17 protein-coding genes and 2 tRNA genes are annotated in these 14,896 nt (G+C 70.1%); 3 read left to right on the top strand and 16 right to left on the bottom strand.

Features of this window, described 5'->3' with window-relative positions:
• Positions 1-28: 28 nt before the first annotated feature.
• Both ACIQ8J_RS14025 and ACIQ8J_RS14020 read right to left on the bottom strand, forming a co-directional pair.
• A complete protein-coding gene (locus ACIQ8J_RS14025) occupies positions 29-3,988 on the bottom strand; it encodes a PAS domain-containing protein (protein ID WP_403269161.1) in 3,960 nt (1,319 codons plus the stop codon).
• Between the two features lie 151 nt (positions 3,989-4,139).
• Entirely contained in the window at positions 4,140-4,577 is a 438-nt protein-coding gene (locus ACIQ8J_RS14020) for an SSI family serine proteinase inhibitor (protein ID WP_403269158.1), read from the bottom strand.
• 190 nt (positions 4,578-4,767) lie between these two features.
• On the opposite strand from ACIQ8J_RS14020, the gene ACIQ8J_RS14015 reads away from it, so the two are divergent.
• Both ACIQ8J_RS14015 and ACIQ8J_RS14010 read left to right on the top strand, forming a co-directional pair.
• Positions 4,768-4,861: transfer RNA gene (locus ACIQ8J_RS14015), tRNA-Ser, on the top strand.
• A gap of 195 nt (positions 4,862-5,056) precedes the next feature.
• Positions 5,057-5,129, top strand: a tRNA-Arg gene (locus ACIQ8J_RS14010).
• Positions 5,130-5,217: 88 nt separating this feature from the next.
• Here ACIQ8J_RS14010 and ACIQ8J_RS14005 read toward each other — a convergent pair.
• From ACIQ8J_RS14005 to ACIQ8J_RS13940, 14 genes are all read right to left on the bottom strand, one after another.
• A complete protein-coding gene (locus tag ACIQ8J_RS14005) occupies positions 5,218-6,453 on the bottom strand; it encodes a tyrosine-type recombinase/integrase (protein ID WP_403269155.1) in 1,236 nt (411 codons plus the stop codon).
• Positions 6,441-6,650, bottom strand: coding sequence for a helix-turn-helix domain-containing protein (locus ACIQ8J_RS14000; RefSeq protein WP_403269153.1), 210 nt, complete (start codon positions 6,648-6,650; stop codon positions 6,441-6,443). Before ACIQ8J_RS14000 ends, ACIQ8J_RS14005 begins: the two co-directional genes overlap by 13 nt.
• A complete protein-coding gene (repSA, locus tag ACIQ8J_RS13995) occupies positions 6,647-8,002 on the bottom strand; it encodes a replication initiator protein RepSA (RefSeq protein WP_403269150.1) in 1,356 nt (451 codons plus the stop codon). Before repSA ends, ACIQ8J_RS14000 begins: the two co-directional genes overlap by 4 nt.
• Positions 8,003-8,049: 47 nt before the next feature.
• Positions 8,050-9,558: a DNA cytosine methyltransferase gene (locus ACIQ8J_RS13990; RefSeq protein WP_403269148.1), complete on the bottom strand. Its 1,509-nt coding sequence runs from the start codon at positions 9,556-9,558 to the stop codon at positions 8,050-8,052.
• Positions 9,558-9,752: a hypothetical protein gene (locus ACIQ8J_RS13985; protein WP_403269145.1), complete on the bottom strand. Its 195-nt coding sequence runs from the start codon at positions 9,750-9,752 to the stop codon at positions 9,558-9,560. Before ACIQ8J_RS13985 ends, ACIQ8J_RS13990 begins: the two co-directional genes overlap by 1 nt.
• Positions 9,753-9,842: 90 nt before the next feature.
• A complete protein-coding gene (locus ACIQ8J_RS13980; RefSeq protein ID WP_403269142.1) occupies positions 9,843-10,184 on the bottom strand; it encodes a SpdD-like protein in 342 nt (113 codons plus the stop codon).
• A 20-nt stretch (positions 10,185-10,204) separates the two neighbouring features.
• Positions 10,205-10,369 carry a hypothetical protein gene (locus tag ACIQ8J_RS13975; RefSeq protein WP_403269694.1) on the bottom strand — a complete coding sequence of 55 codons (165 nt, stop codon included), beginning with the start codon at positions 10,367-10,369 and terminating at the stop codon, positions 10,205-10,207.
• Positions 10,370-10,392: 23 nt separating this feature from the next.
• Positions 10,393-10,584: a mobile element transfer protein gene (locus ACIQ8J_RS13970; RefSeq protein ID WP_331445673.1), complete on the bottom strand. Its 192-nt coding sequence runs from the start codon at positions 10,582-10,584 to the stop codon at positions 10,393-10,395.
• A gap of 18 nt (positions 10,585-10,602) precedes the next feature.
• Positions 10,603-11,241 carry a DUF2637 domain-containing protein gene (locus tag ACIQ8J_RS13965; RefSeq protein ID WP_403269139.1) on the bottom strand — a complete coding sequence of 213 codons (639 nt, stop codon included), beginning with the start codon at positions 11,239-11,241 and terminating at the stop codon, positions 10,603-10,605.
• 75 nt (positions 11,242-11,316) lie between these two features.
• Positions 11,317-11,502, bottom strand: a complete 186-nt coding sequence (locus ACIQ8J_RS13960; RefSeq protein WP_403269137.1) for a hypothetical protein — start codon at positions 11,500-11,502, stop codon at positions 11,317-11,319.
• Positions 11,503-11,504: 2 nt separating this feature from the next.
• Complete coding sequence (locus ACIQ8J_RS13955) at positions 11,505-11,690, bottom strand: hypothetical protein (protein WP_403269134.1); 186 nt, start codon at positions 11,688-11,690, stop codon at positions 11,505-11,507.
• An 81-nt stretch (positions 11,691-11,771) separates the two neighbouring features.
• Positions 11,772-13,127: an FtsK/SpoIIIE domain-containing protein gene (locus ACIQ8J_RS13950; protein WP_403269131.1), complete on the bottom strand. Its 1,356-nt coding sequence runs from the start codon at positions 13,125-13,127 to the stop codon at positions 11,772-11,774.
• Between the two features lie 2 nt (positions 13,128-13,129).
• Positions 13,130-13,486, bottom strand: coding sequence for a hypothetical protein (locus ACIQ8J_RS13945; RefSeq protein WP_345259843.1), 357 nt, complete (start codon positions 13,484-13,486; stop codon positions 13,130-13,132).
• Positions 13,487-13,623: 137 nt separating this feature from the next.
• On the bottom strand, positions 13,624-14,403 hold the full coding sequence (locus tag ACIQ8J_RS13940) for a GntR family transcriptional regulator (RefSeq protein ID WP_403269127.1): 780 nt from the start codon (positions 14,401-14,403) through the stop codon (positions 13,624-13,626).
• Positions 14,404-14,421: 18 nt separating this feature from the next.
• On the opposite strand from ACIQ8J_RS13940, the gene ACIQ8J_RS13935 reads away from it, so the two are divergent.
• Positions 14,422-14,889, top strand: coding sequence for an NUDIX hydrolase (locus tag ACIQ8J_RS13935; protein WP_403269125.1), 468 nt, complete (start codon positions 14,422-14,424; stop codon positions 14,887-14,889).
• The last annotated feature ends 7 nt before the right edge of the window (positions 14,890-14,896 follow it).

Here is a 14,896-nt window from a genome sequence, read left to right as displayed (position 1 = left end):
GACCAGTGGGTGATCGTTGGCTCGTTGGCTAGTTGGTGCCGATTTTCGCCAGAAGGTCCACGATGCGGCCCTGGACTTCGCCGCTGGTGGACCGTTCTGCCAGGAACAGGACGGTCTCGCCGGACGACAGCTTGGGGAACTCGGCCTCGTTGATGCCGGCCGAGGTGTAGACGACCAGAGGGGTGTGGTTCAACTGCCCGTTGGCGCGCAGCCAGTCGACGATTCCGGCGCGTCGGCGGCGTACTTGCATCAGGTCCATCACGACCAGGTTCGGCCGCATCTGGGTGGCCAGGGTGACCGCTTCGGAGTCGGTGGCGGCGCGGGCGACCTGCATGCCGCGCCGCTCCAGGGTCGCGGTCAGCGCGAGCGCGATCTCCTCGTGCTCCTCGATCAGCAGCACCCGGGGCGGGTGCTGCTCGCTGTCGCGCGGCGCGAGGGCCTTGAGCAGGACGGCCGGGTCGGCGCCGTACGCCGCCTCCCGCGTCGCCTGCCCGAGACCGGCCGTGACCAGCACCGGAACCTCGGCCGCGACCGCTGCCTGACGCAGCGACTGGAGCGCGGTGCGGGTGATCGGACCGGTCAGCGGGTCCACGAAGAGCGCGGCGGGGAAGGCGGCGATCTGCGCGTCGACCTCCTCGCGGGAGTGCACGACGACCGGACGGTAGCCGCGCTCGCTGAGCGCCTGCTGGGTGGAGACGTCCGGCGCGGGCCACACCAGCAGCCGACGCGGGTTGTCGAGCGGCTCCGGAGGCAGCTCGTCGTCAACGGGCTGCGGCTGCGGCCGGTTGGCCACCTCGACGGCGCCGCCGGGTCCGTCGAGCGGCTCGGGCCCCTCGGCGCCCTCGTCGGGCGCCCCGATGGCGTACGCGCGGCCCTGGCCCTCCGAGGGGGGCGAGGGGAGTACGGGGTGCGGCCGGGCGGCCGGTTCGGCGGGCCGCTCGACGCCCTCGGGAGGTGTGGGCGTGCCGAGCTTGCGCCGCCGCCCGGAACCGAGCGAGCCCGCCGACGTCTGAGCCTGCGTCTGGCCGAACGGCGCGCCTTGCCCGAGCGTCCGCACACTGAACGCCCGGCCCTGGGTGTCCCCGCCGGCGACCGGGATCCCCTCGGGCGGAGTCTCAGCGGGCAGCGGCTGCCGAGCGGGCTTGGCGGGGGCGGCCGACCCGGATCCCGCGGGGGCGGGCGCGGCCTGGTTCTGCGCCTTGGGCTGGGCTTGGTTCGGATTCTGGTGCTGCGGCGGTACGGGGCCGATGGCGCCCGGGGCCGAGACCGCGCGGGCGGCCCACTCGGGCTGCTCGGCCGGGTGCGGCTGGGGCGGGGTGTGATCGGCCAGCGGATCGCCGGGGGCGGGGTTGCTCCGCCCCGGGGTGTTCGGGGCCGGGTTGTTCCGGCTCGGACCGGCCGCGACGGGGGCGGCGCTTGCGGGCCCGGGGTTTGCGGGTCCGGGGTTTACGGATGCCGCCTCCGTGGGCCCGGCCGCGATGGGTCCGGCGCCTGTGGGGGCACCGGCCGTGGGGGCGGCACCCGTGGGCAGAGCGCCTGTGGGGCCAGCGCCCGTAGGCCGCGCGCCCATGTGCCCGGTACCCATGTGCCCAGCCTCCGCAGGGCGTACGGAGTCGTGGCGGCCCTGTGCGGACGCGTTGACCGCATTCGGGGCCGGGGCCGGGGCCGGAGCCGGAGCCGCGGGGTGCGGGGCGCGGTCGGCGTCGGCGGGCGGCAGCGCGAATGCCGTCCGCACCGAGCCTTCCTGGCCGCTCGCAGCGTTCGCGCCGCCGCTCGGAGCGGCGCCCAGGGCTCGCCGGGCCCGGCGTCCGGTCGGCTCGGCCGGGTTCTCGGCAGGGGTGGCGGGTGCGTCGGCTGCGACGGGGGCGGGCAGCGCACGCCGGGCGCGCCGGCCGGTGGCCTCGGTGGGCACACCTTGCGGCGGCACCGTCTCGCCCAGCGCGGCCCTGCCCATGCCGGAGGACTCGCGGGCGCTCTCGGCACCGGTGACGACGGACCCCTCGGCGGCCTGCCCGAGCGGTCCAACGGGCTGCTCGGCAGGACTGGGCCGACCGCGACGCCGCCCAGACCCAGAGCCACCACCGGCCCCAGCCTCATCACCAGCCGCAGAACCGGACCCAGAATCAGAAGCGCCCCCGCCTCCGACTCCACCCGCGACTCCTTCCTCAGGGACATCACCACCAGCAGCGTTCTGCGCGTTCTGCGTGCTCTGCTGGGCCGGGATTCGCCCACGCTCACCAGACGCCCCGCCGCTGGTCTCCCCTGCGCCGCCCGCCGCCTCCGACCGTGCCCGGCGTCGTCCGGTCGGGGACTTCTCCTCGGTGACCGGGCTCTCCAGGAACGCGTCCGTGGACGCCCGCCGGGCCCGCCGACGCCCGCCGCCGTCCTGCTGGGCGGGCAGCAGCGCCTCGTCGGGCTGAGAGGTCGCCTCGGCCTGCGCGGCCGCCTCGACCGTCCCGGCACCGGTGCCGAGCGGCACTTCGAGGACGTACGCCGAACCGCTCATGCCCGGCACTTCCACGGTCTGCAGGACGCCGCCGTGTGCCCGCACGATGCCGCGCACGATGGGCCCGTGGACGGGGTCGCCGCCCGGGTAGGGGCCGCGCACCTCGATGCGTACGACCTCGCCGCGCACCGCGGCCGCGACGACCACGGTGGAGTCCATGTAGCCGCCGGCGGCTACCGGCGCCTTGCCCGTCGCGTCGACCCCGGCCACGTCGGCGATCAGGTGGGCCAGGGCGGTGGCCAGGCGGGCGGCGTCGACCTCGGCCTCGATGGGCGGGGTGTGCACGGCGAACTGGGCGCGTCCGGGGCCGATCAGCTCGACGGCCCCGTCGACACCGCCGCCGACGACCGAAGCGACCAGCACCTTGGCCTTCTTGAGCTCCTCGCTGCCCGCGTCGAGCCGCTGGTAGCCGAGGACGTTGTCGACAAGGGTGGTGATGCGGGAGTACCCGGCGGCGAGGTGGTGCAGCACCTGGTTGGCCTCGGGCCACAGCTGTCCCGCGTCATCGGCGGCGAGGGCGGCGAGTTCGTGCCGCAGCTCGTCGAGGGGCCCGCGCAGCGAGCCGGCGAGCACCGAGAGCAGCTGCTGGTGCCGGGCGGCGAGCGCGTCGTAGCGCGAGGTCTCCCGCTCCAGGACCTCGGCGTGCTTGGCCGCCTGCTCCTCGTACGGGCGCCGGTCGGTGAAGGTCATGACGGCCCCGACGAGCAGGTCGCCGTCGCGCACCGGAGCGGTGGTCAGGTCGACGGGCACCTTGGCGCCGCTCTTCGTCCAGATGACCTGCCCGCGCACCCGGTGCTTGCGCCCGGACTTGAGGGTGTCGGCGAGCGGGCTCCCCTCGTACGGGAACGGATCGCCGTCCTCGCGCGAGTGCAGCACCAGCGGATGCAGTTCCTGCCCGCCGAGGTCGCTGGCCCGGTAGCCGAGGATCTGCGCGGCCGCCGGATTGACCAGCACGACCCGCCCCTCGGTGTCGGTCCCGACGACGCCTTCGGCCGCCGCGCGCAGGATCATCTCGGTCTGCCGCTGCGAACGGGCGAGTTCGGCCTCGGTGTCGACGGTGCCGGAAAGGTCCCGTACGACCAGCATGAGCAGTTCGTCACCGGAGTACGAGCCGGGCCCGCCGCCGCTGCCGTACGAGGCGTACGCGTCCCGCCCGTCCTCCAGGTTGGCGCTGGTCACCTCGACCGGGAACTCGGTGCCGTCGGTGCGCCGCGCGATCATCCGGGTTGGCTTGGTGCGGCCCTGCTCGTCCTCGCTCTCCGGCCGGCGCATGGAGCCGGGGATGAGCTTGGAGTCGAAGGTGGGCAGCAGATCGAGAACTCCCCGCCCCACGAGCCCGGTACCCGGCGCCTCCAGCATCTCCAGCGCGACGGTGTTGGCGTTGACGACCGTGCCGTTGCAGTTGACGAGCAGAAGCCCGTCCGGAAGGGCGTCAAGTATGGCTGCGAGGCGAGCAGCGCCTCGGGATGGCCTGCTGCTCACGACGACGCTTCCTCCCTGAACCACTGCACCTTGCGGCCTGTCACTGGGAGGGAGTCTAAAGGCAGCCGGTGTACGAGCGACGGCGGATGAGGGGGAGCTCTCACCAAGGTTGTGTGACCACGGAGTACGCGAGGTGGGCGTACGGGGCCTCCTACCTGGCTCTCGGCAGCACCGGCACCAGGTTGTCCCAGCGCGAGATCTCGCACCCGTTGGCACGCTTGTACGTCGCGTCGACGGGACGCCCGGCCCAGCTTCCGGTGATGTGCGCGGTGGCCGGGCCGCCGTAGATCATCGTGCACACCGCGTCCTTGGGCACGGGCGCGAAGGGGTCCTTGCCCCAGGTCGTCGTGGAGTCCAGCCGTTCGCAGGCCTGCTCGCGCCGCGGATGGCTCCCGCCCGCCGGATGGCATTCGAGTGTGTACGTTCCCTCGACTCCCGGGTCGTGCTCGACGGTGACGGTGAGCCGGTCCTCGGTGTGCCCGTCGCCCAGCAGGGGCAGGGGGACCGGGAGGGGGCCCGCGGTCGCGGCGGGCGCGGCGGCGAGGGCGCTGACGGAGGCGGCGGCGGTGACGAGGAGGCGGCGCAGCATGGTGTCGTACTCCAGGTGTTCGGCGGTTTTCGGTCTCCCGGGGTCTAACGCGCGTCAACGCCCGGCGTTGCGCCACACCAACGCCTTTGCCCTGGCGCCCGCCTGCCTAGTACCGTGGGGTTCGATTGGTGACGGCCCGCAAGGCTGTGTCATCATCTGCACGCACCACTCGCGCAAGCGACGGTGTGCTGGAGGCGTCGCCTAGTCCGGTCTATGGCGCCGCACTGCTAATGCGGTTTGGGTCTTAAAGCCCATCGAGGGTTCAAATCCCTCCGCCTCCGCCAGCAACACCCGAAGCCCCGGCCCCACGGCCGGGGCTTCGGTCGTTCCTGGCCCGCTCCCATGGCCCCGCGACTGCTCACGCAGAGACATTCCCGCAGGTCAGAGGCGGTGGAGCTAACGGATTTCGCGTCACGGCGCAGGTCATGTAATGTTGTTCTCGCAACGCCGACGGGGCAGAAAAAACCCCGGAAGCACAAGCACTCGTAGCTTAACGGATAGAGCATCTGACTACGGATCAGAAGGTTGCAGGTTCGAATCCTGCCGAGTGCACAGCAGCTCAGAGGGCCCGGGAGATCATCCCGGGCCCTCTGGCGTTGGGGCGTACAGCAGCGAAGTACAGCAACCGCGCCGACTGCTGTTAGCCAGCACTACCCATCGCGGCGGACAGCTTGCGCAGCGCCTTACGGATGTCGGCCTCGCTCGCTTCCGCGTAGACCTCCATCGTCATGGCGATCTGCGAATGCCGCAGGATGCGCTGAGCCACCTTCGGGTGCACCTTGAGCGCGACCAGGAGCGAGCTGCACGTGTGCCGGGTGTTCCGCAGCGGGATGCACCGCACACCGGCACGGGCCGCCCGCAGAGCGAACATGCGGGTCAGGTTGCCGGGCTCGATCGGAGTGCCGTACTTCGTCGTGAAGATCAGACCGAGCGAGTCCTGCCAGAGCTCGCCCGCAGCCTTCTTGTCCTTCTGCTGCTGAGTACGCCTGATCTTGAGCGCGGCCAGGCAGACGTCTGGAAGCGGCAGGAAGTCGTCCGAGTCCTCAGTCTTGGTCTCCCGGTGCAGGATCTGGCGACCGGCCCGCTGGATCTGGTGGTCGATGTTCAGCTCACCGGCCGCGAAGTCGACGGACTTCCAGGTCAGTCCGAGCACCTCCCCACGGCGCATGCCCAGGCACAGCACCAGCATCCAGGCCGCGAACAGGTGGTCGTCCCGAGCCGCCGCATCCGCAAGGAATTGCCCAGCCTCAGCGACCGACCACGGCTTGATCCGGCGACGACGAGGCTTGGGCACCTTCACCAGTGCCGCCACGTTCTTGCCGATCTCCTCTTCGGTCACGGCGTGCGTGAGCGCGGCCCGCAGGGCGTCCCGGGCGGCCTGGACGACCCGCTTGGAGGCGTACGTCTCGCAGCACTCTCCGACCGCACAGCAACGGCGCTGATCGGCACGGCGCTTGGCGTCCTTACCTTGGGCGCAGCACTGACAGAGACCAGCCAGCTTCGTGAGCCACTCGCGGACGTCCCGGACGGTGAGCTTGTCGAGCCGCTTCGAGCCGAGGTGCGGGGCGATGTAGAGCCGGACGGAGCCCTCATACGAGATGTACGTCAGCGGCGCGAGGTTGGGCTTAACGATCGAGTCGAGCCAGTAGGCGAGGAACTGCGCGACCGTACGGTGCCGGGTGGCAACCGGTCCTTTCTTCGCCTCAGCGTGCAGCGCGAGCCACTTGCCGTGGACCTCTTCGCGGGTCTTGCCGTACGCGTACTTCCGGGCCCGCTTCCCGTCCGGTTTGGTGACCCAGACGTAGGCCGCGTACCCGTTCTTGTACGGGTATATGGAGCCTTCGCCATTACCGCGCTTGCCGCTCACGCCGACCACCCCTGTTCGGCTTCCTGGGCACGGCGCTCGATGTACTCGTCCACGTAGCGAGGCAGGATACGCCGGTTGCGCCCGTCCTTGATGGAACGGATCTCCCCGCTGAGGATCAGCATCTTGGTCTTGGAAAGGCTGTAGCCGAGCATGGCGGCGACCTCGGCCGTGGTGTGCCACTTCCGTTGGATCACGGTGGTGGTCATGCTGCGGCTCCTTCCAGGGCCAGTTGGTCGGTTAAGGCTTCGCGGGCGGTTTCGCGATTGAGTTGGATGTCGCGGGCGATGGTGACGGCGAGGGTGGATTCGCCGGGGGTGTGGCCGTGGCCGGCGTATTGCCAGTCGGCCAGGACCAGGACGGTGTCCGGCTCGCGGTCGAGGCCGAGGGCTTCGCGTTCTTGGGCGGCGCGGAAGTCGGCGCGGGCCTGGCGGAGTGCGCTGAGGGTGGTGGAGTAGCGGCGGGACTTCGAGGAGAAGTGGCCTCGGAAGCCGAGCATGTGTGCCCAAGCCCACAGGCGGCGGTCCGGATACAGGTCGTCGAGGTCTCGGCACGCGGTGATCAGGCGGCGGGCGTGGCCGGGGACTCCGTGGCGGTCGAGTTCGGCCAGTTCGCCTATGCGGCGGTCGAGCGTGCCGGTGTTCTCTGCTGCCTTGGTGGCGTACTTGGCGACGTAGGAGGCGACTGCCTGTTCTGTGAGGTCGGAGCCGTCGCCGAAGGCCGTGACGGGGCGTACGTCGAGCTGTTGGCCCCAGCGGAAGGTACGGGCTGGGTGGTCGCCCGAGGCCGGGACGCTCACGGTCGTGTACGCGTGGTGCGCGGCGGCGTGGATCGAGTCGGTGAGCAGCTGGACCGTTGCCCAGGATGGGGGCGCGGTGTTCGGGCCGTCGGGTCCGTCGAGGCGGATCACGGCGTGGAAGTGGATGGCGCCGCGGTGCTGGAATTCGGCGACCTTGCCGTAGGAGATTCGGGCGGCTTCGGCGAGTTCGCGTTGGGTGAGTCCGGCCCGTTTGGCGATCTCGCGGCGGAGCCGGTTGGTGAAGCGCATCCACAGATCACCGGCGTGGTTGTTGAACAGGACCGCGCCCGCGTAGTCGTACGTCGCCGGATCGAGCGCGGTCCCGAGGACCGGGTCGCCGTCGGCGTGGCGGGTGCCGCAGCGGCAGGTGCCGCGGTCGGGCCGGTTGTGCACGGGGCCGAAGGAGGGGCCGGTGAAGGTCGCGAAGACACGGGGGTGTTCGCGGACCGTGGCGGAGATGTCGCGGCGGTCGTCGCCGGCCAGCCCAGCGCGGATCAGTTGGTAGGTGTCGCCCGCGTACGTCCAGGCACAGGAAGGGCAGCGGGAGGCACGCCGGTTGCCGCACGCGAGGCGCAGCCGCCCGCCAGGCTCGCCGTCGGTCGAGTAGTGGTGCAGGGTCTCGCCGGTGACCTTGTCCTTGGTGAGGGTCCAGCCGGTGAGGTGGATCGGGTCGGCGCAGCCACCGGTGCGGCGGATCTGGTCCTGCCAGCGGTCGAAGTCCGGGGCCGAAGCCACCCTGAGCAGATCGCCCAGGGTGGTCATGTCTGCCAGGAACGCAGGCACGGGGCGCGTCGGCGGTGCGGCGGGTGTCACAGCACCTCCAACAGGCGGGAGGCGATCCACTGGGCGACGTTGCCGGGCACCGCGTTCCCGGCCTGCTTGGTCTGCTCGCCGCCGTGGCCGAGCACGGTGTAGTCATCGGTGAAGCGCTGGGCGCGCAGGTGCTCGCGCGGGGACAGCATCCGGAAGTAGCAGTCCTCAACGGCGATGTCCGGCACGTCGGTGTCGGCTCCCAGGACCACCCCTGCCGACTCCTTCGTAGCGATGGTGTGGAGTGGGCTGCCGGTCGTGGTCGGTCCACCCTTGCGGTACGGGATGACCAGACCGTGATGGTTGCCCCCGGCGGTGATCGACCCGAGGGGATCATCGATGGCGCGGGTGGTGGAACCGCCCCCACGGTGCTCGGTGATGAACGGGGCGGGCAGCAGCAGCGCTTCGGCGTCGCGGGTGGTGCGGGTCCGCATCGGCACGGTGACGGCGGACGCATCGGTGTTCCAGGTACCGCCCGCCGGGACCAGCAGTGGCGGCACCGCGATGCCGTCGCCGATCCGGACCGTGCGGGTGGGCAGCGGCGCAGCGAACGCGGGGAAGGCTCGGCCGTCGCCCTGGTCGACGTGGTTGACCGTGACGACGGACGGCACCCGGTGCTTGGTCAGCCCAAGCCGAATCTTGCGGACGGTGGAAGCGGCCAGCGGGCCCCGGCCGTGGTCGGCCCGGTCGCCGATGCGAATGCCGAGGTCGGACCAGCTGATGGCGCTGGCGGCGGGCCGGACGTAGGGCTCCACGATCTGGTAGCGGCACCGGGAGTGGGGGCACCGGAAGTCGTACTGCTGCCGGTACTTGCCGACCTTCCGCCTGTTGCGCCAGGACTGAACAGCCAACACGTCCTGTTCACAGCCCGAGCACCAGGCGGGTGGACGGACGTCGAGGTTAGGCGCAGGCATGTCCGTGCGGGTGAAGACGATGAAGATGCGGTCACGCCATTGCGGGGCGTGCTCGTTGTCGTCGCCGCCGATGTGGGCGGCTGTGACCGAGACGATCTGGTAGCGGAAGTTGAGGATCTCCCAGGCGTGCAGCCACCAGGTGAACAGAGGCCAGGCGGTGGCGAAGCGGGGCACGTTCTCGCACACGACGGCATCGAAGTTGCCGACTTCGGCGGCACGCAGGATGTCGTAGGCGGTCAGGCGGGTGCGCTCCCAGGCGGCGTCTTGCATGGGGCCCTGTTCCAGCAGGTCCAGTTGGCCCGGGGTGGGCGGGGCCTTGGGGCGGCTGACCCCGTCGGCGGGGCTGCCCTCGGTGCAGATCGGGGAGCCGACCAGGACGCGGGCTTTGGGCAGGCGTCGCATGTCGTAGTGGTCGAGGTCGACGCAGAGGTGTTCGGCGTCGGGGAAATTCGCGGCGTGGGTCTCGACAGCCCGGGACCAGTGGTTGGCACCGAGCACGACGTCGAAGCCGGCGCGGCGGAATCCATCGGAGTCACCACCGGCACCGCAGAACAGATGGATCGAGGTCGGACGAGACGTAGCAGGGAGACGCATCACCGACCGCCCCCGACCGAGGCGGAGGAGAGGACGCGAAGTGCGACGTATCCGGTGCCGTGGCAGGCCTGGCAGTGAGCGGTGATGGTGCGGCGGTGGCCGTGCCGATCGCGTCCGCCCAGGGTGACGGCGGCTGCGGCGAAGCCGTCGCAGTTCGGGCATACCTGTCCCTGGGCAGGGGGGTGGTCGGTCATGATGGGACTTCCTTCCGGATCGTTGGTTCGGGCAGGAGGCACGGCTCCGGAGCGGACGAGACTTGGCGGTTGAGGCCGCTCCGGGGCCGGTCAGTGCTGGTTGCGCTCGGTGTTGAACAGGGAACGCAGGACGACGGCGCACACCGTGACGGAAACTCCAGTGATGGCGACCGCGAGGAGCATGGAGACCAGCACGGCGCCGACGACCAGGACGATCGCGGTGCCACCGGCGAGAGCAACGGCGAGACCGGTGCCGGTCAGCCGGACCGAAGGGCCGGGTGCGCGGCTCGGCAGCGGGGCCACGTGGGCGGGATGCGTGCAGGCGCACGGCGACGTGGGCCGATCGTGGACCGGGGTGACGGCGGTCCGCTCCACCAGTCGCGGGACCAAGTGGGTCGGAGCCGGGTTGACCGGGATGTGAGGACGGAACACGATGTTCTCCCTTCCGGAGATCAGCGGTTGAGGGCGGTGTTGATCGTGGGCGACAGGAAGCTGTCGGCGAGGAGGTAGCCGCCCAGGAGCAGCACGACGACCAGCCACAAGGGCGGGCGGGCGAGCTTGAGGCCGAGCCAGCCGACGACGAGCAGGGCGAACCAGAGCGGGATGCTCATGTCCATGACAGATCTCCCTTCCGGGTAGGTCAGCGGACGCGGCAGCGATGTCCTTCGGCAGCGATCGAGGCAGCGGCGTAGCTGTCGAACGTGCCGGACCAGCCGCAGTCATCAGCACCGCAAGCAGCGACGTAGGACATCTGGCCGTTGCGGTTCTGGCCAGTGCCGATGGTGATCGGGCCGCACTGGCGGAGCTTGCGGAAGATCAGGTGCAGGGGCATGGCAGTTCTCCTTGTCGATCAGGCGAGTTGGGCGGCGATGGCGTCGGCCAGCGGGGCCGGAACGCCGAGCCGGGCGCGCAGGGTGTCGTTGTCGATCGCGGTCCCGGTGCGGGTGTGGTGGTCGGCGGCGACCTTGCGGGCGTGGTCGACCAGGGCGGGCGGCACGTCCGGAAGCGGGGCGGGAGGCAGAGCCGGGGCGGGTTCGGAAGCCGGGAGCGGTTCAGCTGGCGCGGGCGTTGCCGAGACGGAGTCCGTGGGCTCTTCGGCCCGGGGCTCGGGACCGGCGCTCGGGGTGTGCACGAGGAGCGTGCCGCCGAGGAATGCGAGGGCGGGCCATCCGGCGACCAGGATGCGCAGCCAAGCGGGAACGGCCGACAGGTCCAGGAGTCCGGCCGTGGCGACGTTGGCGCCGAGCGAGGCAGCCAGGGCGACGGCGAACCAGGTCCAGGCCGCGCGGGTCGGGCCCTGGGCGGTCCGCAGAGAGCGGAGTCGGTGCCAGGCCGCGACCAGGAGCAGGTCGACGCTGATCGGGTAGGCCCAGGCCTTCCAGCCGTGTTGCCCGGCAGCTTCGGCGATGTCGTGCAGGTGGGCGAAGGACAGCGCACCGGCGATCACGGCCTGGATCAGTACGGCGTCGGGGCGGATCGGTCGGGTCACGGTCGTTCACCTCCTTCGGGTGGTGGCCAGGGCCGGGCGGGGATGGGTGCTCCTGCCGCCCGGTCCCGGCGGGCTTCAGTCGGTCGGGGCTTCGCCGGTACCGAGGCAGGTGAGGCACAGCGCTTCCTGCCGGTCGGCGCTGGTGTGCTTCTTGCGTCCGCCTACCTGGAAGGACTCCTGAACCTGGCCGGTCTGGCAGTCCGGGCACGGGGTCGGCTTCTTCGCGGCACGGCGGGTGGCGGGCTTCTTCGCGGCGGTCACGGTCACCCCTGGCCGGGATAGTCGGGGCCGTCCTCGAAGCCGGACGGGGGCACATCGGGCAGGGAGGCGGCGAGAGATCCGCCAACCACCTCGATGAACACCGGGTCGGCGCCGGGTGTGTGGGCGTACAGGGCCACGTCGCCGAGCATCAAGACCGTACGGTTGAGGTCCTTGCACCCTTCGCACATGGGATCTCTCCTTCGGGATTCGGGCATGGAGCGGGTAGGGACCTGGCGCGAAGCGGTCACGCCGACCGTGGTGCGGGGGAGCTAGGTGCCCGCAGGAACCGGCTTGCGGAGCACGACGCCGGACAGCGCCGGGGCAGGAAGCACGGGCCGGTAGGCGGCCAGGGCGGGGATGTCCGGGGTGAGGTGCGCATGCCGGTTGCAGGCGTTCACGGCCTGGCGCAGCGTGGTGTGCGGGGTGCGGGCGCGCACCCATCCGCCGGTTGAGTCGCCGACGATGACCGTGCCGGGCCGGGCGTTGGAGATCTGCGTGGTGGCGAACACGGCGTGGGCGGAGATGTCGCCGAAGACCATCTTCGCGGACGACTCGTCGTTGACGCGGTGAGCGGTCCGGCCGGTGAGCTGGGCTCGGAGCATGGTGATTCCGGAGCCGAGTTCGGAGCCGAAGCGCTGCCCGTAGATGTCGAGGTAGATCCCGGCGGCTCGCCCGAGCTGTGCCAGGCGGACCAGGGCGGTCACGATCCGATCGCGCCGCTTCTCCTCGATCTTGCTGGTGAACAGGGCCAGTTCGGCGACCTCATCCACCGTGACGACGACCGGGACCGGTCGCAGGTGTTCGGGCAGACCCCAGATGTCGGCGGTGATCTCCGCATCCGGCACGTCCGCACTGATCCGCTGCTCGGCCCGGATGACCTGATAGACGTCTTCCATGTAGTCGATCAGCGCGCACAGGAGATCGGCTGCCATGTCGGGATCGGTGGCGAGCGCCGTGAACCGACGTGCCATTGGCGCCAGTTCAACACCCTGCTTGCAGTCGATACCGACCAGGGCGACGCGCTGCGGAGCGAGCTCCTTGACCAACTGCCGCTGATAGACCGACTTCCCGGACTTCGTGGCGCCGACGTTGACCGAGTGCGGCACCTCTCGATAGTCGCGATGGTGCACCGTGCCGTCTTCGCGGATGGCCACCGGAACGCGCAGCAGTCCGCGTTCTGCCTTGCTCGGGAGTTGGACGTGACGCAGGACGTCGTAGCCGGTCAGGACCACTTCAACGATCCCGGCTTTGATCTCGCGAGTGGTGACCTGGTGGGCGGTGAAGGAGTGTCGCAGCCGGTCGGCGGCGGCGGAGTACTCGAAGGCGTCCTGCCCCGGAAGCATCTTGATCCGTAGGGCCAGGCCGGTCCGGGTCGGCTTGACCCGGACGATCCGGGGGACGCGTTGGCGCGGCATGGGTTGCTTGAGCCAGCGGGCCAAGGCGATCCGGAACCGGGAGGGTGCGGTGGTGAGCTGGCAGGCCTCCATCACGGACCCGAACCGAGCCAGCACCCGCACCAGGGCGAGGACGACACCGAACGTCAGCCAGTACCAGGCCGGACGCCGCCACCGCAGTACCAGTGCGATACCGACGAGCAGGGCCAGGACGACCGTTAACCCAGTCACCGTCATGCCGCCTTCGGCTTCACCGCACCGGTGACCAGCGACGTCACCGCGACCGCGCGGAAGGCGATGCCGTGGCGCTTCTGGCCGTTGAACTCGTTCTCCCACGGGCGGCCGACCAGACCAGTCAGCCCGACCGGGGTGCCCATCGTGAGCTCACCGGAGATGCTCGGCTGTGGAACGGTGATCGAGAGGATCTCAACTTCGTCGTTCACCGCGAACATCACGTCCACGGTCATCAGCGTCGCACCGGTCTCGGTGTCCGTGGCGATCTCGCCGGAACGGCGGTCCTTGACCTTGGGCTGCGGGGGCTTGGCCACCATCACGGTGGCGGCGGAGGTGTCGATGGGGATCTGACGCATGAGGACCACTCCTCTAGATGAGTTGAAGTCAGGCACTCATGTATATGAGTGATGTGATTAAGAGTTACCCACTCCTATACATGAGTCAACCCGCCAGGAGGAAGAATCTTGGCGGGTTGTCAGGAACTAACGATGCGTCAGTCTGTAGCAGGGATGCGGTAGTCGAGAACGAACTGGTCAGCGGCCATGATGGTGTCGCAGACCTCGACCACGCGCCCTGATGTGGTCACGGCATCCCGCGTCAGGTGGATCACCGGAGAGCCAGGGCTGAGGCTGAGCGCGGTTGCCTCCTGCTTGGTCGCGAGACGTGCGCGGACCGTCTCGATGTACTCCGTGAACTCATGGCCATGCTCTTCGAGGCGGGCGTAGATACCTCCCCCGCCCGGGTTTTCCTCGAACAGCTCAGGGATGTCACGGGCGATGTCCCAGGGCAGGTAGGACGTGGCTTCCTCGGTCGGCACGCCATCACTGAAGTACAGCCGACGTCGGGCAAGCACCTTGGCGCCGACCGCCACGCTCAGCCGGTCAGCGATCTCGGCCGGGGCCTCCACCGGGCCGATGGAAAGCACGCGAACAGTGGGCTTCACTCCAGCCTGTTCGGTCTCAGCGATGTACGCCGCCTTGCCGGCCAGTCGATGTGAACGCCTGAAGCGATCGGACGACTTGCGCCGCACAGGCGGACGGGACTTCACGAACGAGCCCTTGCCGTGCAGCGTGTCCACCAGCCCCACAGCACGTAGCTGGGCGACGGCCTTGCGCACGGTGCCGGACGAGACCCCGTACCGTTCCATCAACTGAGCTTCACTCGGAACCTCGGCAGCAGGAGCCAGTACCCCAGTCTTGATCTGCTCTTCGATGTCGTCCGCGATCTGGAGGTACCGGGGCTTGCCAGATTTGGCCCCTACTGTGCTCGCCATAGTCCTTCTGTTCCTCCTATGCTCCTGTATATGAGTAACAGTGCCCACGACGCCCGGTCAACGCCGCTTCACTCCGTGTCTGTCGCGGGAGCGGTCGTGCGGGAAGACGGCCGCGTCCTCACCATTCGCCGGGCAGACAACGGGACTTGGGAACCGCCGGGCGGAGTCCTCGAACTGGACGAGGCACCGGAGGAAGGCGTTCGCCGAGAGGTCTACGAAGAGACCGGCATCAAGGTCGAGGTCGAACAGCTCACCGGCGTCTACAAGAACATGGCTCGCGGCATCGTCGCCTTGGTCTTCCGCTGCCGACCCGAGGGCGGTAGTGAGCAACTGTCGGACGAGTCCACCGCAGTGGAATGGCTGACCCCCGACGAGATCGCCGACAAGATGGGTGAGGTCTACTCCGTACGCATCCTCGACGCGCTGCGCGACAGCGGGCCATACGTTCGCTGCCACGATGGACGACGCCTCAGCGGCGCGAGCTGACCCCGGT

Origin of the sequence: Streptomyces sp. NPDC094147 (assembly GCF_044764265.1) — a bacterium.
In the GTDB taxonomy this organism is placed as follows: domain Bacteria; phylum Actinomycetota; class Actinomycetes; order Streptomycetales; family Streptomycetaceae; genus Streptomyces.
Note: the sequence above shows the minus strand (reverse complement) of the source record. Positions and strands in the feature narration are given on the sequence as shown.